The 21,350-nt window shown below is 43.8% G+C and carries 16 protein-coding genes; 7 read left to right on the top strand and 9 right to left on the bottom strand.

Features of this window, described 5'->3' with window-relative positions:
* Positions 1-7: 7 nt before the first annotated feature.
* Positions 8-2,206, bottom strand: coding sequence for a 4-alpha-glucanotransferase (gene malQ / locus AC27HD_RS00580; protein WP_487103126.1), 2,199 nt, complete (start codon positions 2,204-2,206; stop codon positions 8-10).
* A gap of 239 nt (positions 2,207-2,445) precedes the next feature.
* On the opposite strand from malQ, the gene gap reads away from it, so the two are divergent.
* A complete protein-coding gene (gene gap, locus AC27HD_RS00575; RefSeq protein WP_032096650.1) occupies positions 2,446-3,441 on the top strand; it encodes a type I glyceraldehyde-3-phosphate dehydrogenase in 996 nt (331 codons plus the stop codon).
* 216 nt (positions 3,442-3,657) lie between these two features.
* The gene (locus AC27HD_RS00570) at positions 3,658-4,509 is read left to right on the top strand and encodes a D-hexose-6-phosphate mutarotase (RefSeq protein ID WP_487103124.1); all 852 of its coding nucleotides are present in this window, start codon (positions 3,658-3,660) and stop codon (positions 4,507-4,509) included.
* A gap of 118 nt (positions 4,510-4,627) precedes the next feature.
* Here AC27HD_RS00570 and AC27HD_RS00565 read toward each other — a convergent pair whose 3' ends face one another.
* Genes AC27HD_RS00565 through zwf form a run of 5 tightly spaced genes read right to left on the bottom strand, consistent with a single transcriptional unit; the run spans position 4,628 to position 10,253 of the window.
* The gene (locus AC27HD_RS00565; protein ID WP_487103122.1) at positions 4,628-5,272 is read right to left on the bottom strand and encodes a bifunctional 4-hydroxy-2-oxoglutarate aldolase/2-dehydro-3-deoxy-phosphogluconate aldolase; all 645 of its coding nucleotides are present in this window, start codon (positions 5,270-5,272) and stop codon (positions 4,628-4,630) included.
* A gap of 3 nt (positions 5,273-5,275) precedes the next feature.
* Entirely contained in the window at positions 5,276-6,229 is a 954-nt protein-coding gene (locus AC27HD_RS00560; protein ID WP_032096653.1) for a glucokinase, read from the bottom strand.
* The gene (gene edd / locus AC27HD_RS00555) at positions 6,229-8,055 is read right to left on the bottom strand and encodes a phosphogluconate dehydratase (RefSeq protein ID WP_487103120.1); all 1,827 of its coding nucleotides are present in this window, start codon (positions 8,053-8,055) and stop codon (positions 6,229-6,231) included. The genes AC27HD_RS00560 and edd overlap by 1 nt, the downstream gene beginning before the upstream one ends.
* 10 nt (positions 8,056-8,065) lie before the next feature.
* Positions 8,066-8,758, bottom strand: coding sequence for a 6-phosphogluconolactonase (pgl, locus tag AC27HD_RS00550; protein ID WP_334031222.1), 693 nt, complete (start codon positions 8,756-8,758; stop codon positions 8,066-8,068).
* A 1-nt stretch (position 8,759) separates the two neighbouring features.
* Positions 8,760-10,253 (bottom strand): glucose-6-phosphate dehydrogenase, encoded by a 1,494-nt coding sequence (gene zwf, locus AC27HD_RS00545; RefSeq protein ID WP_487103118.1) that lies wholly within the window; start codon positions 10,251-10,253, stop codon positions 8,760-8,762.
* 283 nt (positions 10,254-10,536) lie between these two features.
* Here zwf and AC27HD_RS00540 point away from each other — a divergent pair, with 283 nt between their 5' ends.
* Both AC27HD_RS00540 and pyk read left to right on the top strand, forming a co-directional pair.
* Entirely contained in the window at positions 10,537-11,388 is an 852-nt protein-coding gene (locus tag AC27HD_RS00540) for a MurR/RpiR family transcriptional regulator (RefSeq protein ID WP_071979900.1), read from the top strand.
* Positions 11,389-11,713: 325 nt separating this feature from the next.
* The gene (pyk, locus tag AC27HD_RS00535) at positions 11,714-13,150 is read left to right on the top strand and encodes a pyruvate kinase (protein ID WP_349377845.1); all 1,437 of its coding nucleotides are present in this window, start codon (positions 11,714-11,716) and stop codon (positions 13,148-13,150) included.
* A gap of 168 nt (positions 13,151-13,318) precedes the next feature.
* Here the strand turns inward: pyk and AC27HD_RS00530 are convergent, their stop codons facing one another.
* The gene (locus AC27HD_RS00530; RefSeq protein WP_269520315.1) at positions 13,319-13,939 is read right to left on the bottom strand and encodes a BON domain-containing protein; all 621 of its coding nucleotides are present in this window, start codon (positions 13,937-13,939) and stop codon (positions 13,319-13,321) included.
* Between the two features lie 599 nt (positions 13,940-14,538).
* Here AC27HD_RS00530 and AC27HD_RS00525 point away from each other — a divergent pair.
* Entirely contained in the window at positions 14,539-15,522 is a 984-nt protein-coding gene (locus AC27HD_RS00525; protein WP_487103115.1) for an endonuclease/exonuclease/phosphatase family protein, read from the top strand.
* 166 nt (positions 15,523-15,688) lie between these two features.
* On the opposite strand, the gene AC27HD_RS00520 is transcribed toward AC27HD_RS00525, so the two are convergent.
* Positions 15,689-16,243, bottom strand: a complete 555-nt coding sequence (locus AC27HD_RS00520) for a hypothetical protein (protein ID WP_487103113.1) — start codon at positions 16,241-16,243, stop codon at positions 15,689-15,691.
* A gap of 517 nt (positions 16,244-16,760) precedes the next feature.
* Here AC27HD_RS00520 and AC27HD_RS00515 point away from each other — a divergent pair.
* Positions 16,761-17,846 carry a glycosyltransferase family 2 protein gene (locus AC27HD_RS00515; RefSeq protein ID WP_487103111.1) on the top strand — a complete coding sequence of 362 codons (1,086 nt, stop codon included), beginning with the start codon at positions 16,761-16,763 and terminating at the stop codon, positions 17,844-17,846.
* 160 nt (positions 17,847-18,006) lie between these two features.
* Positions 18,007-20,211, top strand: a complete 2,205-nt coding sequence (locus AC27HD_RS00510; protein WP_487103109.1) for a response regulator — start codon at positions 18,007-18,009, stop codon at positions 20,209-20,211.
* Between the two features lie 144 nt (positions 20,212-20,355).
* Here the strand turns inward: AC27HD_RS00510 and AC27HD_RS00505 are convergent, their stop codons facing one another.
* Entirely contained in the window at positions 20,356-21,240 is an 885-nt protein-coding gene (locus AC27HD_RS00505) for a WYL domain-containing protein (protein WP_269520320.1), read from the bottom strand.
* Positions 21,241-21,350: the final 110 nt, after the last annotated feature.

The raw sequence follows: 21,350 nt of genomic DNA, 5'->3' as shown, positions 1-21,350 counted from the left end.
TGCAAGTTTAACGATGACTCGCTTGTTTTCTTGCAGCAGTAAGTTTAGACGCTAACGTATTTATATCATGACTTTCAAAAATTGACTCAATATTCTGTGTCAACTTTCGTCGCCAGTTTGGATATTCATTGAACGTGCCCGGAATATTTACAGGCTTATCCATTTCTAACCAATCTTCTAATTGCAAGCTTAGCAGTGCACTGGAACCGCCAGCCATGTGAACCTGCATACCGTTGTTAAGCTCTCGATTCATACCGGTAACATTGACGTCGTGTCCCACATGTTCTGGGATAGAGTGATGCCCGTGCAGTGTATTAAGGATCTCCTGCTTGTTTTCATGCCTATCAGCATACAGAGTTTGCAATATATCATCCGTTGGATACAGCCCAATCTCTTTACCCAACTCTAAATCTAAACAATGCCAGTAGCCAATAAGCGTTGGCATATCGTGGGTTGTTAATGTACTCATCGACTGTTCAGGGTAGTGACTTGGTGAATAAAAACCACCGTCATCGGCCTGTTCGAAGAAAAACACACGGTATGAATAAACGCCGTTTTGGGCAAGCTTACTACGAATTTCCTCTGGCACTGTTCCGAGGTCTTCGCCAATGACTAAGCTTTCATTTCGGTGACTTTCTAACGCTAAAATCCCAAGTAAATCATCTACAGGATAATAAACGTACCCACCCTCTTTCGCACTATCACCTTTACACACCCACCACAGGCGAAGGAGTGCCATCACGTGGTCAATACGCAATGAGCCAGAAGACGCCATGTTCGACGCAAACAAATCAATAATAGGCTGATACTGCTGCTCGTAGAGCTTTTGAGGGTCCATGGGCGGCAAACCCCAATTTTGGCCTAACGGACCAAGGATATCTGGCGGTGCACCCACACTTGCATCGGTACAGTATAAATCTTTGTTACCCCAAATTTCAGCGCTGCCTTCACTCACGCCAACGGCCAAGTCGCGGTAAAGACCAATGGTCATGTTAGCATCAAGTGCTCTGCTGCTTGCCATGTCGAGCTGCTGGGCAGCAACCCACTGCAAGAAAAGATAAAACTTAACGTCGTGAGCGTTATCTTTCTTAAATTTTGCAACCGCAGAGTTGTGGTAATCTTTGTATGCTTTAGGGAATACAGGCCATCCCCAGCTTTCTTTGCCATCGGCTTTTAACTTAGACTGCAATGCGTCGTACACCGCAAGCATATCAAGACTCTCACCACCGGCTTCAACAAAGGCATTAAACGCTTTGTTTTGCGGCGTTTTGCCACGTAGAAACTGTTTATCGTAGATATTGAACAAGGCGTATAGGGCGGAAAGCTTTAGCTTGGCTACCGCTTCGTAATCTACGTGTTCAGCGTCTCGGGCATGTTTCAAGGTGTCGACAAAGTCACCTGCATTGACCACATCTTGAACGGATTTATCATCAAAGCCTTCAACGGCAGTGACATCAATATAAAGATAGTTCAACCAACGACGTGAGCTTGGGCCATAAGGGGAGCAGGCATTTGGGTTTGCCGGATAAAGTGCATGTATTGGATTAAGACCGATAAAGTCAGCCCCCACACCCGCAGCATTATCAATCAGTTTTGCTAGGTCAGAAAAATCACCGATACCCCAATTGTTTTCGCTGCGTACACAATAAAGCTGAACGCTTAGGCCCCAAATTTTTTTCCCTTCCTTGATTTCTTTTGGGCTATAGCACGCTTCTGGCGCAACGATGAGTCTTGAGGTGCCAAGTTGGTCGTCGTCGGCTTTAAGTACTATATTGTGATAGCCCAGAGGGAAGTCCAAAGGCAGTTTCACTGCGTACTCATGAAACTCTACGTCATCGATATGGGCCATTGACGTCATTTCTTGGTCCACAGGCGTAAACGGGTACTGTTTTTGACTACCATCTTCCAAGGTAATCTCAAACACATGCTCGTCATTAACAAGTTCGATAGGTAAGCGCACAGGCAAATAAATTGCCTCAGTAGCTCTTACTACTTGAACGGGATTAAGGGGCGACAACCAAACGGAGGAAACATCTTGAGCTATTTGAGACTGAATTTTTTCATCACTGGATGTGTCGTAGCCAAGCGCGTTCAATAACTTCGCTTTACTCGGTTCTGCTATGGTTGTTGGCTTGCCCCATGCGTCGACGTAGTGAGTCTCGATTCCACGCATTTCAACCAGTTGTTGCAGAAGTTGTTTTGTCATTATGAGTCATTCCTGTAATTCGGCAAAAGACGCTGGCATAGGCAAACTTGCAGAAAGCGTCTACAAACAATTTTTTAACATTATTCTAGAAACGACGCGCTGGCGAAACTGAATACGTTTGCATAAGTATTTGTTCGTAATTTTGCAACACTTTATCTTTTTATTTTGCTAATTATGGCATTTTGATCCATACTTTACGTAATTTATTTTCATTTTATTTTAAATTTTCGAGGTACGTTATGACAATTCGCATCGGTATCAATGGTTTTGGCCGCATCGGTCGCCTAGTAATGCGCGCAGCAGCAGAGCGTCAAGACATCGAAGTTGTAGCAATTAACGACTTACTAGACACAGATTATATCGCCTACCTACTAAAATACGATTCAACTCACGGCGTTTTCAACGGTGAAGTTTCAGTGGACAATGGAAGTCTAGTCGTTAATGGCAAAACTATCCGCATCACCTCAGAAAAAGATCCTGCCTCTTTGAAATGGGGTGACGTTAACGTAGATGTAGTTGTTGAATCAACAGGTCTATTTTTGACGAAAGAAACAGCCGCTAAACACATCGAAGCGGGTGCTAAAAAAGTTGTTATGTCTGCGCCATCTAAAGATGACACGCCAATGTTTGTAATGGGTGTTAACCACGACAGCTATGCGGGTGAAAGCATTGTGTCTAACGCATCGTGCACCACAAACTGTCTTGCACCGCTTGCGAAAGTACTTAACGACAAGTTTGGTATTGTTGACGGCTTAATGACAACTGTTCACGCAACAACCGCTACGCAAAAAACCGTTGACGGTCCTTCAATGAAAGACTGGCGCGGCGGCCGTGGTGCTGGCCAGAACATCATTCCTTCGTCAACTGGCGCTGCTAAAGCGGTAGGTAAAGTTATTCCAGAGCTTAACGGTAAACTTACTGGTATGGCATTTCGCGTTCCAACGCCAAACGTTTCAGTGGTTGATTTAACCGTAAACTTGGCAACACCAACAAGCTACGACAATATTTGTGCGGCAATGAAAGAAGCCTCTGAGGGTGAGCTTAAAGGTATTATGAGCTACACCGAAGACGCTGTTGTGTCTAATGACTTCATTGGCAACGCAAATACATCAATCTTTGATGCGACAGCGGGTATCGCACTTACTGACACCTTCGTTAAAGTGGTATCTTGGTATGATAACGAATGGGGCTACTCGTCAAAAGTACTTGATTTGGTTGCTCACATCTCTAAATAACTTAGCAATAACAAATTTTGCAGCGTTAGCGCTTTATTTGTTTTACAGTTAAGGTAATCTAAAGGCGTAGATGTCACATCTGCGCCTTTTTTGTTTCTGTGACAGTGGTAATGTTTCGTCACTTCTAGCTTAAGCTCTGACGTATAAGCTCTGTTATTTTATTTCTGTCGTTTAAGTTTTACGTTTTCATTTTCTTTATTTTTTAGCGGAGCATCTATGTCGCCGGTACCGTCAATTTCTATCAGTGAGTCTAACGGACTTTCATTTCTCAACGTCAACAATGAGTTTGCGTCGGCAAAAATCAGTTTGTTCGGTGGGCACGTTTTATCCTTTGTGCCCGCTTTAGACGGTAAAGACAGGCTCTGGGTTAGCCCTCATGCTTATTTAAACGGCGAACGCCCTATCAGAGGGGGTATCCCTATTTGTTGGCCGTGGTTTGCTAACGACCACGGCAAAGAGGCTGGTGAGTTGCCGTCTCATGGTTTTTTACGAACTCAAGTGTGGCAACTCGCAGAGTCGTCAGAAGACGAAAGTGGAACAACGCTAGCCTTGACCCCTTCATTTACCCGTGCAGAAGGCTTTGAACACGACTGTAACGTTGTACTTCGAATACACGTAGGCGCAAGTCTACGTGTGGCCATAGAAACTGAAAACACGGGTGTGGCTCCTTTCTCGTTTAACACAGCATTACACACCTACTTTCACGTAGACCATATTAAACATACTGAGCTTGTTGGAATAACGGGTGAGTATAAAGATAAGCTCGATGACTGGGCGGTAAAGCCCACACCTGTACCCTACACTATTGATGCCGAAACAGACCGTATTCACTTATCCGCGGTAAAACAAGCAACCATTTCGGTCGATAGCACTGAATTTACTGATGTCATCTCAGAAGGTAACGACTCACTCGTGGTGTGGAACCCATGGCAAGGTGCAGCGTCTATTTCTGATATGGACCCGTTTGGCTACAAGCATATGCTGTGCGTAGAATCGTCGGTAACAAAAGGGCTTAAGCTTGAGCCGGGAGAAAAGTTTGAACTGGCTCAGATAATAGTACCGAAATAAGTCTAAAGTGTAGCGTGGGTGAAACGTCAGACATACACCCATTGAGTAAAACAAAAAACCTGCCAATTGGCAGGTTTTTTAATGCTGATACGTTTAGCTTGTGCTTAAGCCAGTATAATTAATGCTTTGCACCGGCAACCGCTTCTTTCGCTAACTGCGTAATACGGTCCCAATCACCTGACTCAATCGCGTCATCAGGTGCTAACCACGAACCACCCACACATTTCACGTTATTCAGTGAAAGGTAATCGTTGTAGTTATTAGGGCCAATGCCGCCAGTAGGACAAAATGTCACGTCTGGAAACGGGCCGCTGATTGATTTAATAGCTTTCACGCCGCCAGATGCTTCAGCAGGGAAAAATTTCATATGCGTGTAACCCGCATCTTTACCCTTCATTAAATCTGACGTTGATGAAATACCTGGAATCAGCGGTATTTCTGCGTCCATACCCGCTTTCAATAAATCAGCAGTCATACCAGGGCTAATAGCAAATTTAGCACCCGCATCAACAACTGCTTTTAGCTGCTGTGCATTGGTTACTGTACCGGCGCCAATCAGAGAGTCAGGTACTTCTTGCGCAATACGCTTAATAACGTCAATGGCAGAAGGTGTGCGAAGGGTAACTTCTAGCACTTTTATTCCACCGGCCATCAGCGCTTTTGCCAAAGGAACGGCTTTTTCTACGTCGTTGATAACCAATACAGGAACCACAGGTCCGGCCGCAAAAATTTCCTCTGGAGTGTACTTCCATTTAGTCGTCATAATTTAACTCGCTGTGTTTTGATTCAGATAAGCAGCTGCGCCTAAAAGGCCATGATCAGGCTCTGCTATCAAATAGGTAGGAATATCTTTTACATAGTGCTTCATTTGACCTTTAGCTTCGAATCTCGCTCTGAAGTCACTATTGTGTATAAAATCTGGAAAGCGGTTAGCAATACCGCCGCCAATGAAGATACCTCCAGTGGTTGCCATATTCAGTGCCAAGTTACCGGCAAAACTTCCCATTATTCGGCAAAACTGAGTAAGGGCAGCTGCAGATATCTCGCAGGTTCCTGCAAGGGCTGCGTCAGTAATTTGCGCTGGCTCTTGAAAAGCAACCGGCTTGTCAGCATGTTTAGCAAGTGCCGTGTAAATGTTCAAAATTCCACGACCCGACATCACTTCTTCAGCGGATGCTCTTCCAAAAGAAGACTGCAAATGACGCCAAACAACAATGTCAGTTTCATCAACCGGAGCGAAGTCGATATGACCACCCTCTCCGTCTAACGTCTGCCACCCTGAATCCGTCATGGTGATATGCTCAACACCAAGGCCTGTGCCTGGGCCGAAAACAGCAATGTTGCCGTTTTCAGTGGCAGTACCCTCACCAATTTGTATAACTTGGTCGCTACTTAGCACAGGAAGTGAGTGAGCTACTGCAGTGAAATCGTTTATCACAAACAGTGCATCTAGCTTGAGCTGTGAACGCAACGCATTTTGTGAAAACGCCCAACTGTGGTTGGTCATTTCTACCTGATCGCCAAGTACGGGGCACGCAATAGCAATGCAGCCTTCGCTAAAGGAAACATGAGGCATATCTGAAAAATACTGTGCAATGGCTAGATCGATACTGGCAAATTCTTCGCACATATATTTTTTAATGTCGGCTACGCCAGACTCGGTAACCCGAGCCAGACGAATATTGGTTCCGCCAACGTCAGCCACAAATCTCTGGCTCATTACACTTGCTCCTGAGTATAAAAAAGAGAGCAAGCTCCTTCTTCAGCGCCAGTCAGTATTGCGCGCATTCCGGCAAACATCTCGCGACCCATTCCAACATGGTGGCTCGCTAAATTAGCAGGAGCTGGTTCACGGGCTGCCAATGTTGCATCATCAACATGAAGAGTCAGTGCACCTGTTTCCGTATTGAGCTCAATCATGTCGCCTTCGTGCACTTTAGCAAGTAAACCGCCTTTATAGGCTTCTGGGGTTACATGAATAGCAGCTGGCACTTTACCTGACGCTCCAGACATACGACCGTCGGTGACTAGCGCAACCTTAAAGCCTTTATCTTGCAATACACCTAATGGAGGCGTTAAGCGGTGAAGCTCTGGCATGCCGATGGCAGATGGACCTTGGAAGCGAACAACCACGATACAGTCTTGGTCTAATTTACCCGCTTTAAATGCTGCGTCTAATTCGAACTGATCTTCAAATACCACTGCCGGCGCTTTCAGTGTGCAGTGTGGCGTGCGTAAAGCAGACGTTTTAATAACGCCACGGCCTAAATTACCGTCAAGTACACTTAATCCACCGTCTGGTTTAAACGGTTTTTCAACGGTTGCCAGTACTTCTTTATCAAGTGATTCAGTTGGACCGTCGCGCCATTCTAATTCACCGTCAACAAGTTTTGGCTCTTTGGTGTAGAAGTCTAAGCCTTCGCCACAAATTGTCTTAACATCATTGTGCAGTAAACCAGCGTCAAGCAACTGCTTCATTAGCAATGACATACCGCCAGCAGCTACAAAGTGGTTAATATCGGCTGAACCGTTAGGGTAAATACGCGTCATTAACGGCACTGCGTTAGAGATGTCTGAGAAGTCATCCCAATTAACGATATAGCCAGCTGAGCGAGCTACCGCAATTAAGTGCATGGTGTGGTTTGTTGAACCGCCTGTGGCTAACAAGCCCACGAGGCCGTTAACAATAGCTTTAGCATCGACAATATGGCCAATTGGCGTGTAGTTGTCGCCTAAATCAGTCAACCGAGTTGCTTGCACTGCAGCGGCTTTGGTTAGCGCTTCACGCAAAGGCGTTCCTGGGTTAACAAATGAAGAGCCCGGTAAATGCAGCCCCATCATTTCTACCACAAGCTGGTTAGAGTTTGCTGTTCCGTAGAACGTACACGTTCCTGCCGAGTGGTAAGACTGTGATTCAGCTTCTAACAGCGCGTCACGGCCCACTTTACCTTCCGCGAATTCTTGGCGAACTCGTGCTTTTTCTTTATTCGGCAATCCAGAAGGCATTGGTCCTGCAGGAACGAATACCGTTGGTAGGTGGCCGAAGGTTAATGCACCCATGAGTAATCCAGGGACAATTTTGTCACAGATACCCAGCATCATGGCACTATCAAACATATTATGGGAAAGCGCTATTGCTGCACCTTGTGCAATGTTGTCACGGCTCATTAGGCTCAGGTCCATACCAGACTGACCTTGAGTTACACCATCACACATAGCAGGCACACCACCGGCGAACTGGGCCACACTGCCCACTTCTTTTATCGCTTCTTTGATAATAGCGGGATAAGACTCGTAAGGCTGATGCGCTGAAAGCATGTCATTGTATGAAGAAATAATAGCAACGTTTGCTTTCGTCATTGAACGCAAGTCGCCCTTTTCTTCTGTGCCGCATGCGGCAAAACCGTGGGCAAGGTTACCGCAAGATAACACACCGCGATGTGGGCCTTGGCGACGAGCCTTTTCTATTTTCTCTAAATACGCTTTACGCGTTTCTTTGCTACGCTCAATAATGCGTTGCGTGACTTCGGCAATTTTTGGGTTCATTTCTTGTCTCCTATGGCGCCCACATCAAGGTAACCGGCGCTCTATTGACAACGGCTGTGATGGGCTTTTGCGCTTCGGTGGCGTTTTCAATAGCGTCGAGTAGCACTTGTTTTTTCTTCTCACCGGTAAGGTGCAAGAAAATATTTCTGCTATTGAGTAAAGCGGGTAACGTTAGTGAAATACGTTGATGAGGTGCTGTTGTAGGTTGAACAGCGATACAGGTTCGCCCGCTGCTCATATCAAGGCCGTCGTTAACCTGTTCTGAACATGGGAAAAGCGATGCAGTATGACCGTCTTCCCCCATCCCCAAAATAAGTGCATCGAAAGGCTGAGACATGCTGGCTAAATTACGCTCGGCAACATTCACACCTTCGTTTGCATCTTCTACATCGCTTTTTAATTCAACAAAGCGTGCGGCTGCGGCCTTATTTTGAATAAGGTTATTTTTTACTAAACTGGTGTTACTGGCGTCGTGGTCTTCATTTACCCAACGTTCGTCAGCAAGAGTAACGTCTACTTTATCCCACTCAAGGTCGGTGTCGCTCAACTGCTTGAACAACGCTAACGGCGTGCGACCACCGCTAACAATAAGCGACGCACGGCCACGGGTTTTAATACCTGTTTTAAGGATACTAACTAAATCTTCAGCAAACGCGCTGGTAAGCGCATCTGGGTTGTCGAATGATAATGTAGTGAGTGCCATATTATTTCTTCTTTACCGTTTTGCTTTCGTACCAGCTGCGATTTTCACGCGCTAACAGACCAATGGAGTCTACTGGGCCCCAGGTACCTGCCTGATAAGGCTCTGGAGGCTCATTTGATGACTTCCACGCATCGAGTATTGAATCGACCCACGTCCACGCTTGCTCAATTTCATCGCGACGAACAAACAGCGCCTGATTACCCAGCATAACTTCTAGCAATAGCTTTTCGTAGGCATCGGGAATGCGCTCATCTGCAAACGCTTCTGAAAAGCTTAGGTTAAGCTTCGACTTTTGAAGGTCCATAGAGCCCGAGTTAGTCAAACCCGGCACTTTGTTCATTACGGTAATTTCTACGCCTTCATCTGGCTGTAGACGGATGACTAATTTATTCGGTGGTAAGTTCTTGAAGCTGTCGCCGAACAAGTTGTGAGGCTGTCGTTTGAAGTAAATAACAACTTCACTCACCTTATTTGGCATGCGCTTACCGGTGCGCAAATAAAATGGAACACCTGCCCAGCGCCAGTTATCTATTTCAGCTTTGATAGCAACAAACGTTTCAGTTTTACTTTGAGTGTTGGCATCATCTTCTTCAAGGTATCCAGGTACTTCTTCACCTTTCACAAAACCGGATGTGTACTGACCGCGAACAATACTCTCACTGATGTTAGTGGCATTGATCGGACGAAGCGCCTTAAGCACCTTAAGTTTTTCGTCACGAATGCTGTCTGCGTCTAGTGTTGTTGGTGGCTCCATGGCCACTAAGCTCAATATCTGCAGCAAATGATTTTGCACCATATCACGCATTTGACCGGCGTCATCAAAGTAACCCCAACGGCCTTCAATACCCACAGACTCAGCCACTGAGATTTGCACATGGTCTATACAGTTATGATCCCAGTTTGTGGCGAATATTGAATTTGCAAAACGCAACGACACTAGGTTAAGTACTGTTTCTTTACCAAGATAGTGGTCAATGCGGTAAATCTGCTTCTCGTCGAAGTACTCTGCAACTTGTTCGTTGATTATTTTCGACGACTCAAGATCATGACCAATTGGCTTTTCAAGTACAACGCGTACGCTTGAATCAATAATTTTGCAGCTGTGCAAACCACGACAGATATCACCATAAATAGCAGGCGGTGTTGCTAAATAACACACCATGGTACGAGATGGGTCTACATGGTCGTCTAGCACACAGTAGCTGTCGACATTTTTCATATCAACACACGCGTAATGAAGGCGAGCGCGCATTCTTTCCCATGTCGCTTCACACAGCTCTTTTTCGCCAAACTTGACTAAGTTTGTATGCACTTCTTCAATGTAATCTTCCAAAGACATATCATGGCGAGCAACACCCACAATAGTGGTTTCAGGGTGCATTAAATTCGCTTTTTCAAGCTGATAAAGTGATGGCAACAGCTTGCGTCGTGAAAGATCCCCAAGTGTACCGAAGAGTACAAAATCACAGGGTTCGTAGGAATTATCCATTACCATATTCGTCGACCTTTTAAATGTGGTTTTAAGTGCCGTGTTGGTTCTTTATTTACAACACTAACGACTATTATTACCGTATAGTTAACACCAAATGTAGTAAAATTACAACTTCTACAAACTATACGATGAGATTCTTTACTTTTCGATGATATAGACCCCTGTCTATTACCATTTACAGTACAAAAAATGTTAAAAAATTACATTTTTCTTGTCACAGCTTTCACATTGGGTACTATTAGGGTGTACCTTACAATAAACCGAGCCAATTACTTGCCGTATCTGTATGAACATTTTAGAAAAAATAACTCAAAACAAAGCTGCGTTTAGCAAATCAGAAAAGAAAGTTGCTGAGATTATACTTGCTAATCCTCAAACTGCCATCCATTCAAGTATAGCAACCTTAGCTAAAATGTCGGATGTCAGCGAGCCAACTGTGAATCGATTTTGCCGCAGACTAGATACTAAAGGCTTTCCGGACTTTAAACTCCATTTGGCGCAAAGTCTCGCAAACGGTACGCCCTACGTGAACCGTCATGTTGACGAGAACGACAGCCCAGACGAATATACCAACAAAATCTTTGAATCGACAATGGCTTCTTTAGAAGTAGCGAGACAGTCGATAGATGTCAATGTGGTCAATCGCGTTGTTGATTTGCTTACTCAAGCACAGAAGATTTCTTTCTTTGGTCTTGGTGCATCGGCCTCTGTAGCTCACGATGCGTTAAACAAGTTTTTCAGGTTTAACGTGCCCGTTGTTTACTTTGAAGATATTTTGATGCAGCGAATGAGCTGTATGAATTGCTCGGCTGGGGACGTTGTGGTGCTGATAAGTCACACAGGTCGCACTAAAAGCTTGGTAGAAATTGCGCAGATATCGCGAATGAACGACGCCACCGTTGTTGGCATAACATCAGCTGATAGCCCACTGGCGCAGGAGTGCAGCTACGTATTATCGCTAGAAGTACCTGAAGACACCGACATGTACATGCCAATGGCATCGCGCATTGCACAGCTGACCCTCATCGATGTGCTTGCTACCGGATTTACGCTTCGCCGTGGTAATAAATTCAGAGAAAATCTAAAACGGGTGAAAGATACACTGCGTGGTTCTCGTTACGAAAAAAGGGATGGCTAGGGGTTACGCCTCTTTCTTCGCTCTTTTCTCTATCAATTATTTTCCATGCCCTTCTCTTTTACTTATACATGACTGACGCTTGCGTGTAAGCGTCAGTAACCTATACTCAAACGTTACCGCGATTATTAATCTGTTTCTCGCAAAATAGAGGAAAGTTAACGACAACTGGTCAAGCCAGTGGGGAGTTTTTCTTTCTTCCATTCACATTTTTGTCAAAATACTCTACTATTCTGTAATAAAATTACGTAAAGCGATTACAGCGCTCATTGTGTTGAAAGATCAGCTTTACCCATCTTTTCTATAAAAGAAGCAGCGACGGAATCCCATGACCAGAAGAACCAAAATTCTTGCCACATTAGGCCCCTCAACCGATTCACTTGAAAAAATTAAAGAACTTATTGCTGCCGGAGCAAACACGGTCCGCATGAACTTTTCTCACGGACAAGCAGAAGACCACATTGAGCGCGCAAAACGTGTTCGTGAAGCGGCGAGAAGCCTGGGTAAATATGTGGCAATACTCGGTGATTTGCAGGGACCTAAAATTCGCGTTGCCCGATTCCAAGAAGGCGCCGTTAAATTACAGATTGGTGCAAAGTTTGTATTAGACGCTGAACTTGAGCGAGATGAAGGCACAGTTGATCACGTAGGCATAGATTATAAAGCACTACCTGATGATGTGTCTGCTGGCGATATTCTATTACTGGACGATGGACGCATACAGTTAAAGGTAACGGGTGTAGAAGGTCGAAAGGTAATTACAGAAGTTACCGTTGGCGGCAAGCTGTCTAATAATAAAGGCATTAACCGCCAGGGCGGTGGTTTGTCAGCTGAGGCCTTAACAGAAAAAGATAAGCAAGATATAAAAACGGCAGCGCTCATTGGCGTAGACTACCTTGCCGTATCATTCCCACGCAGCGGCGCTGATCTTAATTACGCTCGCGAACTTGCTGAAGCAGCCGGCTGCTATGCAAAAATTTGCGCAAAAGTAGAGCGCGCAGAAACCGTTGCGACTGACGACGCCATTACCGATATTATTAGCGCCTCTGACGCTGTCATGGTTGCCCGTGGTGATTTGGGTGTTGAAATTGGCGATGCAGAACTCGTTGGGGTTCAGAAGAAACTTATTGCTCGCTCACGTCAGCTCAATAAAGTGGTTATCACAGCGACTCAAATGATGGAGTCTATGATTGATAGCCCTATGCCTACTCGTGCAGAAGTTATGGATGTGGCTAACGCCGTATTAGATGGTACAGATGCAGTTATGCTATCAGCTGAGACAGCGGCGGGAAGTTTTCCTATTGAGACTGTTCAAGCTATGGCACGTGTTTGCGAGGGAGCTGAAACTCACCCTAGCGTAAAAATTTCCAAACATCGCATGGATCAGCAGTTTTCATCGACGAGTGAGTCTATAGCGCTATCTGCGGTTTATGCTGCGAATCACTTGCCAAGCGTAAAAGCAATTGTAGGATTGACAGAAAGCGGAACCACGCCGAAATTAATGTCTCGAATTACTACATCACTGCCAATTATCGCCATGTCTCGTCATGAGGGCACGCTGAACGCAATGGCCCTCTATCGCGGTGTTAAGCCAGTATTTTTCGACTCGTCTAACAGCGAGCCAGGCAAACTTAAGCACGACGTTGTAGCTTGTTTAAAAGAAAAAGGCTTAGTGGAGAGCGGTGATAGTATTATTTTGACCTACGGCGATGAAATGGAAAAAGTCGGTGCGACGAATACACTTAAAATTGTAGATGTTGAATAACTAGAAAGATTAACTCTAGAGAAACAAGCTTAACGCCCGTTTTGAATAAGCGGCCTTAAGAAATCGGCAATGAATGAGTATTTTGCCAAATAGCTAAATAGCTAAATAGCTAAATAATTAGCACAAAAAAGGGGCGCAAGCCCCTTTTTTATCAATATAACTAAGTAATTAGTTCATCGCTGTTTTTGTTACAACCTTGAGATTGTTTTCAACGTTCTTCACGTCAGAGGCGTTTTTCGCAATCTCTACCGCTAAGTCTTCCTCAGCATCAGAGTCTACGGTGCCCGTAAGCACAACATTGCCGTCTTCAACGTCTACGTCGATGTCAAAACCTGAAATATCAGAGTCCATCAGCAAACGAGTCTTAATTACTGTGGCGATTTTCGCATCAGTCAATTCGCTTGTACCTTCATCGACGCCGTCTTCAACGTCGTCAGACATATCTGAGGTCATTGAATCCATGTCAGAGTCTTCGATAATTGTAAGCTTATTATCTACTGACATGACGCCGTCGATATTAGCAACTAACTCTTCAGCGAGCTTTTTGTCCACTGAGTTATCGACTTTACCGGTTAAAATAACGTCTCCGTTTTTTACGTCGGTATTAATATCAAAAGAATCTAGGTTACCATTGAACAGCAGCGTAGCTTCCGCTTTGCCATCAATCCATGCGTCTTTGGCACCTTTTTCCCATGCGTTATCTGTTTGGCTATCTGAATTCATATCACCTGCAACAGCAGCAGTAGACAATGATGTAGCAACAATAATAGATAGTATTGTACGTTTCATAACATTTCTCCTTTGTTGAAACTCACAAGATATGTTGCTAAGTTCATGCCAACGCAGTAAGCACTTGTTATATATGGCTTTATTTAAATCCAATTACAAATAGGAACGATATATTTGCAAAGTTTGCTTACTTTCAAGCAATTTTTACTGATTCTCATTTAGATTAATGCTGAGTTGATAAACTCACCTATTTATCTCAAGCAGCTATATAAGCGCTTATATAGCGAACTCAAGCGCCTATATAGCGAAGCATATCCTTCAATATAGATGAGTGTTGGGTGTACAGGTTGAATTCTGAATATTGCACTGAGGTATTAGAGTTCTTAGTACATCAAGTCGCCGAAGGATCTGTTCATAGAGATAAGATGTTTTCGACATTAGTCAGTGTGGTTATAGGGTTTATCACAGTTGTACTGGTAAGATGAACCCAGTAGAGTAATTTAACCAAACGCATTTTTTGCGGATGTTCACACTCAAAGGCACGCATTTAGCATGTGCGGTTGAGCACTTGCACAAGTTGCATCACTTTGCATAGAACAGACATAGCTTACCTCAGCCTTAAGCCTATGTGAGTCTTAAACAGTTAATATGGATATTTAATGGACATTTTTCTTGTATCACTTTCGGTATTTTTTATAGCAGTTAGCGCTGCACCTTTACTGCCATCGTCTCATTGGCTAGTAAGGGTCTGGGAATTTCCAAGGTTACAACTCGCGGTGTTAATTACTGCGGTACTTATCACCCTACTCTGCTATAACGATCTTTCACTGCCTTTTTGGCTGCATGCTGCACTTGTCGCAGGGTTAGGCATAAGTTTACTGTATCAGGCTATTTGGATTTTTCCTTACACTGGGCTTTATCGCAAAGAAGTACACTGGGAAAGAAACCCGCAAAAGCAGCGTACGATAAGCATTCTTTCCAGTAACGTTTTTATGCCTAACAGCAATTATCAAAAACTTATCGACCATATCAACAATAAAAAGCCCGACTTTGTAGTCACCCTGGAATCAAATGAAAAGTGGGAGCGTGCGTTAAAGCCTATTGAAAAAGACTACCCATACACGCAGTTTTGCGCCTTGGAGAATCTTTACGGTATGCATTTGTACAGCAAGTATGAATTTGATGAGCACACGCTTCGCTTTATAGTGGAAGATGATGTTCCGTCGGTAAAAATAGCCATAAAGGTTGATGGTGAGCGTGTCATTCTTCAGTTTCTTCATCCCAAACCGCCTAGCCCCACAGAAAATGAATATGCTCGCCCAAGAGATATTGAACTTAATATAGTAGGACAAGAAGTGGCGCAGACGGCGGGGCCTATCATCGTTGCGGGAGATTTAAACGATGTGGCATGGTCGCCTACGACTCGCAAATTTAAAAAGATAAGCGGACTTTTAGATCCTAGGGAAGGACGCGGCTTTTACAACACATTTCACGCTCACTACCCGTTAATAAAATGGCCGCTAGATCACGTCTTTCATTCTTCACACTTTGCGCTAGTAGACCTAGAGAGGCTCTCTGATATTGGCTCAGATCATTACCCACTTTACACCGAGCTTGTGCTTAAAGAGGCGAATGAAAAGTAGGACCAAAGCGGTTACAAGGACTAAAGCCAAGCTCAAACCAAATAGCTCGCATACAAAAAAGCCCCCAATTTGGGGGCTCACTCATTACAACCTGTCAGTGAAGTAACGTTGCGTGCTGGCAGCGCTTGTGTGAAAGGGCTTATGGGAAAGCGCTCCGATTTACATCTTATGACTTCGCTGAGGCCGACTTTTTCGTGCACCACATAACGCTTTCACACGCATCTTCACGGCGTTTAAAATGTGCGAGTCCTACCAATTTTCCTTCTCGCGGCCACACTGCTTGTTTTAAAACTTCATTATCTTCAACAGTGAGGTGTTCACTGCGTAGCTGAATTTCTACCGCTTTTTTGTTTGGTTTTATTAATGTGGGTATCGCATCCACAATTAATGATTTATCAACGCATATGTATTCTCGTTTAACGGGGTCGCGAACAACGCCAATAACGTTGTCGTCGCTGATAATTGCAGGCCACCCCTCTGAAATTCGGCTTTGGCCGAACATGATAAGCGTAAAGGCAACCAATACAAAAAGTGTTAGCCCAACAAACTGGGTACTCAGGTCTGGGGCCACAATAACAATTACAGCAACCACCGCAGCAAAGAATATCCAACCGCCAAACACTCTGCGCATGGCGTTAGGTGAAATACCTGAAATAACATCGACAAGGCGTAGCGTTTGCTTGTCGTAGTGTCGAAGTTCTACAGAGGACTGGGATGACACAGAATTAACCACCATTAATAAGAAAATAAAAGTAAAAAAGATGACCCTTTAGTTTTACGTGTGAGGCATAGCTAAAGGTTAAAAAAAGGCTAATACATCGATAATACATCGATAATACATGGGTATTACACTGGTATTAAATGCATATAATCTAAAAAAATAACTTTAATAAGTTATTGAAAAATAATTACTTAACCATTGTTGTTAGATTACCAAATAACCCTTCTATCGCATAGCGTTAATCGTGTAAATAAAGTGAAAAACCCTATCCTGTAGTGATGTGGATATTTGCCTGTAATTTTTACCCTTTTATTTACAAAGATGCGCAACGCATCTCTACACTTCAAAGCAAAAAAAGACAAAAAACCATATAAAACAATTAATTAAACAATGGATCGACTATTGCTTATCTAGTGCTAAGAATCAGTCGTTTAAGACGAAAGTATAAGAGCACATCCAGTTCACGCTCTTATCCGGTAAAAGCCTCCTCTTATAGCGATGAAAAAGGATAGTTTAAATGAATGCACCAGTAAGTGTGATAACGATAGTGAAGAACAGAACCGAAAAGCTCTGCAACCTCATTTATCAGCTTGAGGCATGCAGCCCTACTCCTGATGAGTTACTCATTGTATGGATGACACCACCGTCTGATTTATCTTTAATCACAAGCGACAAGTTCAACATTGAACATAAATTTGTCAACCAGGAAGAGCTCCCAATTGCGAAGGCAAGGAATAAAGGAATGTTCGATGCGAAAAACGACCTGTTAGCGTATATCAGTGTCGACACTATTTTTTCGCCGGCATGCCTTAAAGAGGCGGTATCAACATTCGCTCCATCATCAATTATGAGAGCTCCGGTGCGCTTTATTCCAATCACCTCTCGCAATCAACCGTATGCTGAGCTTTTACATACCAAAAACGAAATTAGTACAGATAAACCTTTTTCTGTAACACAAACAAGCGACACTTCATTTAACGACGCTTTACCGAAAGCGAGTTTGCTAAAAAATACAGGGTCAGTAGACAAACAGGACAATAATCATGGAAAATTTAGTAACGATAGCAGTGCTTCTGCAATGTTTTTTATACGTAAGGCAGACTTTGAAAAAACCAACGGCTTCGATGAAACCTACGACGGTTACGGGCTAAACGACGAAGACTTCTTCACCCAGTGCCGCAATGTGGGATTATCACTTACCGACCATCCTTCCATTGCTTTCTCTCCCGCACGTGACCTCACACGATGCCCCGTTAACCATCTATTAGATTTTGTCCATAACGCACAAGTTTTTCGTGAAAAATGGGGGCTTTATCCCCGTAAAGATATTCTTTGTGCCTATGCCGATAAAGGATTAATCAATAAAGACTTTGAACACAGTAGTATTCGTGTGGTTCGCTTGCCAAGCGAAGATGAACTCTTTGAAAGCAAAAAAGCGCTAGCACCAATTGATAAACCTAAAAAACTGGAGCGCAAGGTAAAAAAGCCCTTTAATAAGGTGCTTGCTGAGTCTAAAGCGCCTTTTGCATCGCCAGCTGATAGACCTAAAGGTAAGTCGAGGGCTTTGAGGTTCTTACATGGCACAGAGAGGAAGTCTGCCTAGTTGAGTCGTACACAGAAATAGTTAAAGTGTTATTCCCCCTACTTTTTCTCCGATTTTCTCTAATTTCCTAAGCTTGTCTATAAGATTAAACAGCTGACAAGTTGCACATAAAATGTGTGTCTATTACATTGTAAGGTAAGGTTTGCCGAATGCGTTTGTAATGACCATAAAGTCTCAGTATATTTTTGCCCTTTTGCTTACTGCCACCGCAGTTTCTCTATCCTTTTTTATCATTAACGATTTATTGAGCGACCAGCGTCAAGATGCAGAAATAATCAATATTGCCGGCCAGCAGCGAATGCTTTCTCAAAGAATTGCGTTGTTACAGTCAGCCACTAATTTGTGTGGCAGCACGCAGACCAAAAGCTATTTAGCATCCTCATTAGATAAGCTCGAAAGTAACCACGCAAAACTCATCGCCCTTGATAATTTATCAGCCGCACACAAAGACTTATATTTTGGGAATGTAAACCTCGATAAAGCCGTTAATACCTATGTAAAAAGCGGCAGAAACAAACTTGCGAATGCATCTAGTACAACCAATGCAATGAGTGAAGTCAGTGAAAGCAATAAAGAATGCTCCACAGCACCTTTGCTAAACGCATCAGTTCAACTATCTGCTTCATCTTCGATAATTGCAGATTCCACGCAACTTCTTAAGCACTTAGATATGGCCGTCACCTTATTTGAAAACGAGGCCAACGCCCGTGTGAACAATGCAGAAAATTTTGCGCTGTATCTTTGGTTAGTAACCTTACTACTGCTTATTATTGAGGCGGTATTTGTTTTTACGCCAATGGAAAAGCAAATACGTCGTTCATTAGCCCGTCTCACTAAACTGAAGAACGTGGCTATGGAAGAAGCAGAGAACGCAAAACGGGCAAGCCAAGCAAAGTCCGACTTTCTTTCTAGCATGAGCCATGAACTGCGAACGCCGATGAACGGGCTTTTTGGGATGATTGAACTCGCCATTGATACGCCTAGTAAAAGCAATATCTACCTTAAAAAAGCGAAGAGTTCAGGTAGGCAGCTACTCTCTCTTATCAACGATATCCTCGATATTTCAAAGATTGAAGCAAACAAAATTAAAGTAGAAAAAGTGCCTGTCGATCTGCTTCAAGTGTTAGATGACGTAGTGTCGTTGCAACGTGTTTTCTGCCAAAAGAAAGGGCTCGAGTTTCATTACCATAAAGAGGCTAGTCTTCCCCCCATTATCGAGGGCGACGTGACTCGTATTTCACAAATTCTTCATAATCTACTGAGCAACGCAATTAAGTTTACCTCATCCGGCAGCGTTTCATTGAATGTGAGTCACGCCATGTCGGGCGATTCACTTTTACTCACGTTTGATATTATCGATACTGGGATTGGCATAGAAGAAGGTGTCATTGACAAAATTTTTCAAAAGTTTGAACAAGCCGACCAAACCACTACCCGCCAGTTTGGCGGAACGGGGCTTGGTTTAAGCATCGCAAAACAGCTGTCGCTGCTGATGGGTGGCGATATAGACGTGCGCTCAGCGGTAGGAAAAGGGACGACCTTTTCATTTACTATGAACACACAGGAGGCCCGTTTACCGCCCATGTCCGTTCAGTCTAAAGCAAATATTCGCTGTGCCATCATCGACGACTTACAAACGAGTAGAGAATATCTGGCCCATATATTGGCTTCTCTGCATATTGAAGGTACCTGCTATTCTTCGGCCAGCGACTTTTTAAACCACACGCCTTTTGACTACGACGCTATTATCGTCGATTTAGCAATGCCGGACGTAAGTGGTTTAGACCTCATTGAACAATTGAAACACAGTAAGCACAGTGCCCTGCCTAAGATAATTGTAGTGTCCGCGGAATTAGAAAGGCTAAACGGTCAGGACACGCTTACGGAAGTGATATGGCGTTCACACGCTAAGCCCATCAATAGACGTGAAATAGAACAAGATTTGCGTAAATTACTTGCCAGCCCTTCTCCTATTTCTGAAACGCCAAAAACTAAGGTAAAGAAAAAACGCATACTGCTAGCGGAAGACAATGAGATTAACGCGGAAATTGTCAAAGCACTTTTACAGCAAGAAAACTTCATTATTTTGCACGTTAAAAATGGGCAAGACGCCCTTGAGGCCTGTATCAAGCATACCTTTGACCTCATTCTCATGGATTGCAATATGCCGGTGATGAGTGGTATTGAATCTTCCATATCTATTCGAGCCACTTTAGACTTAAAAACACCCATTATTGCGTTAACAGCGAACGCATTCACCGAGGATAAAGAGGAGTGTTTGGCGGCTGGCATGAACGACTTTCTTACCAAACCTATAGACAAAGACACCCTAATTACCTGCATCAAAAAGTACCTAGGTGAATGACCTAGCCTTAATGCTTAACATTACCCCATTAACCCATTAACCCATTAACCCATTGCACCTTTACCAGAGTTTTATTCTTAGCATTATAGCTATTGCTCTGGCTTGCACATCAGCTAGAGCAATAGCGTAATGGTTAGCATCATGTTACTGATACTCAACTTCCTCACTGGTATAGCCCGGTGCAATAGCAAGATTGTCTGTATTTGCCAAGCTTGCCTGATTTTTCAGCCACAATTGATATTCACCTGTTCGCAGACTGGCTAATTTAGTGCAATCCACGTTCCACCTTCTGAGCAAATACCCCGCCATTGCAGCACGAACTTGAAGTACCAATACGCCTTCTTCCATGGCGTAGTCTAGCTCTATCGCAGTAGGGTATTTGATATTTTTAGGGTGAGGAACAATTTCAAGGGGAATCATTCTTTGCCACGCCTCGTCACAGTCTTTGAGCTCATTTTCATTAGGTGTATCTTTAACCGTAACCTTGCTAATACGGGTTAATACAAAGTCTCGAAAGCTCTGAGACTTTCTATCAAATGCGCGAACATGCCACCGCTGCCCGTTATCAACAATACTATGGGGAACCAGCTCTCGCGCGCCAGAGCCGCTTGAAAGCGACGTATAAATCACGCTCATGGCTTTTTGATTCACAATAGCTTGCACTACTTTAGCCACGACAAATATATCTGGCACGTTAAGGGACGATGCGCTTTCAACGGGAAAATGAATATCACCGATAGCATCAAAGCCATCTGAAATATCATTGGCTAATTTGACTAACGTACGTCTAGCATCGTGCTCGAAGAGTGGCAAAAAGGATTCTGTTTGAAAATACCGCTTTTCTTGCGCTGAATACACCAAGTTGTCAGGCGCTAACTCTTTGTACAACGTAAAGTCTCGAGAGCCGGCAGACAGCCCCACTTCGAAGCGCTTAATAAGGTCTTGTCGATGAATAGCGCCTTTAAATAAGAGGCAAAAATCGATGTAAGCCAGTCGCTGGCGTTGTGAAAAAGAGATGGTATCTAGCATTAAAGCGCCTCATTATTTTCGACAGAGTATTTTTACAGGCAAAGCTATTTGTTAACGCATTCACAATAGAGATTACAAAATAAGCGTTACGGGCTAACCGCTGTAAGAAA

The organism is Alteromonas sp. 4NS20-0143 (genome assembly GCF_057542855.1).
The sequence above is the reverse complement of the archived record's forward strand: the minus strand, read 5'-3'. Positions and strand labels throughout refer to the sequence as shown.

Coding starts and splice junctions, on each gene's coding strand:
- malQ (WP_487103126.1), bottom strand. CDS start 2,206: ATGACAAAACAACTTCTGCAACAACTGGTTGAAATGCGTGGAATCGAG.
- gap (WP_032096650.1), top strand. CDS start 2,446: ATGACAATTCGCATCGGTATCAATGGTTTTGGCCGCATCGGTCGCCTA.
- AC27HD_RS00570 (WP_487103124.1), top strand. CDS start 3,658: ATGTCGCCGGTACCGTCAATTTCTATCAGTGAGTCTAACGGACTTTCA.
- AC27HD_RS00565 (WP_487103122.1), bottom strand. CDS start 5,272: ATGACGACTAAATGGAAGTACACTCCAGAGGAAATTTTTGCGGCCGGA.
- AC27HD_RS00560 (WP_032096653.1), bottom strand. CDS start 6,229: ATGAGCCAGAGATTTGTGGCTGACGTTGGCGGAACCAATATTCGTCTG.
- edd (WP_487103120.1), bottom strand. CDS start 8,055: ATGAACCCAAAAATTGCCGAAGTCACGCAACGCATTATTGAGCGTAGC.
- pgl (WP_334031222.1), bottom strand. CDS start 8,758: ATGGCACTCACTACATTATCATTCGACAACCCAGATGCGCTTACCAGC.
- zwf (WP_487103118.1), bottom strand. CDS start 10,253: ATGGTAATGGATAATTCCTACGAACCCTGTGATTTTGTACTCTTCGGT.
- AC27HD_RS00540 (WP_071979900.1), top strand. CDS start 10,537: ATGAACATTTTAGAAAAAATAACTCAAAACAAAGCTGCGTTTAGCAAA.
- pyk (WP_349377845.1), top strand. CDS start 11,714: ATGACCAGAAGAACCAAAATTCTTGCCACATTAGGCCCCTCAACCGAT.
- AC27HD_RS00530 (WP_269520315.1), bottom strand. CDS start 13,939: ATGAAACGTACAATACTATCTATTATTGTTGCTACATCATTGTCTACT.
- AC27HD_RS00525 (WP_487103115.1), top strand. CDS start 14,539: ATGGACATTTTTCTTGTATCACTTTCGGTATTTTTTATAGCAGTTAGC.
- AC27HD_RS00515 (WP_487103111.1), top strand. CDS start 16,761: ATGAATGCACCAGTAAGTGTGATAACGATAGTGAAGAACAGAACCGAA.
- AC27HD_RS00510 (WP_487103109.1), top strand. CDS start 18,007: ATGACCATAAAGTCTCAGTATATTTTTGCCCTTTTGCTTACTGCCACC.
- AC27HD_RS00505 (WP_269520320.1), bottom strand. CDS start 21,240: ATGCTAGATACCATCTCTTTTTCACAACGCCAGCGACTGGCTTACATC.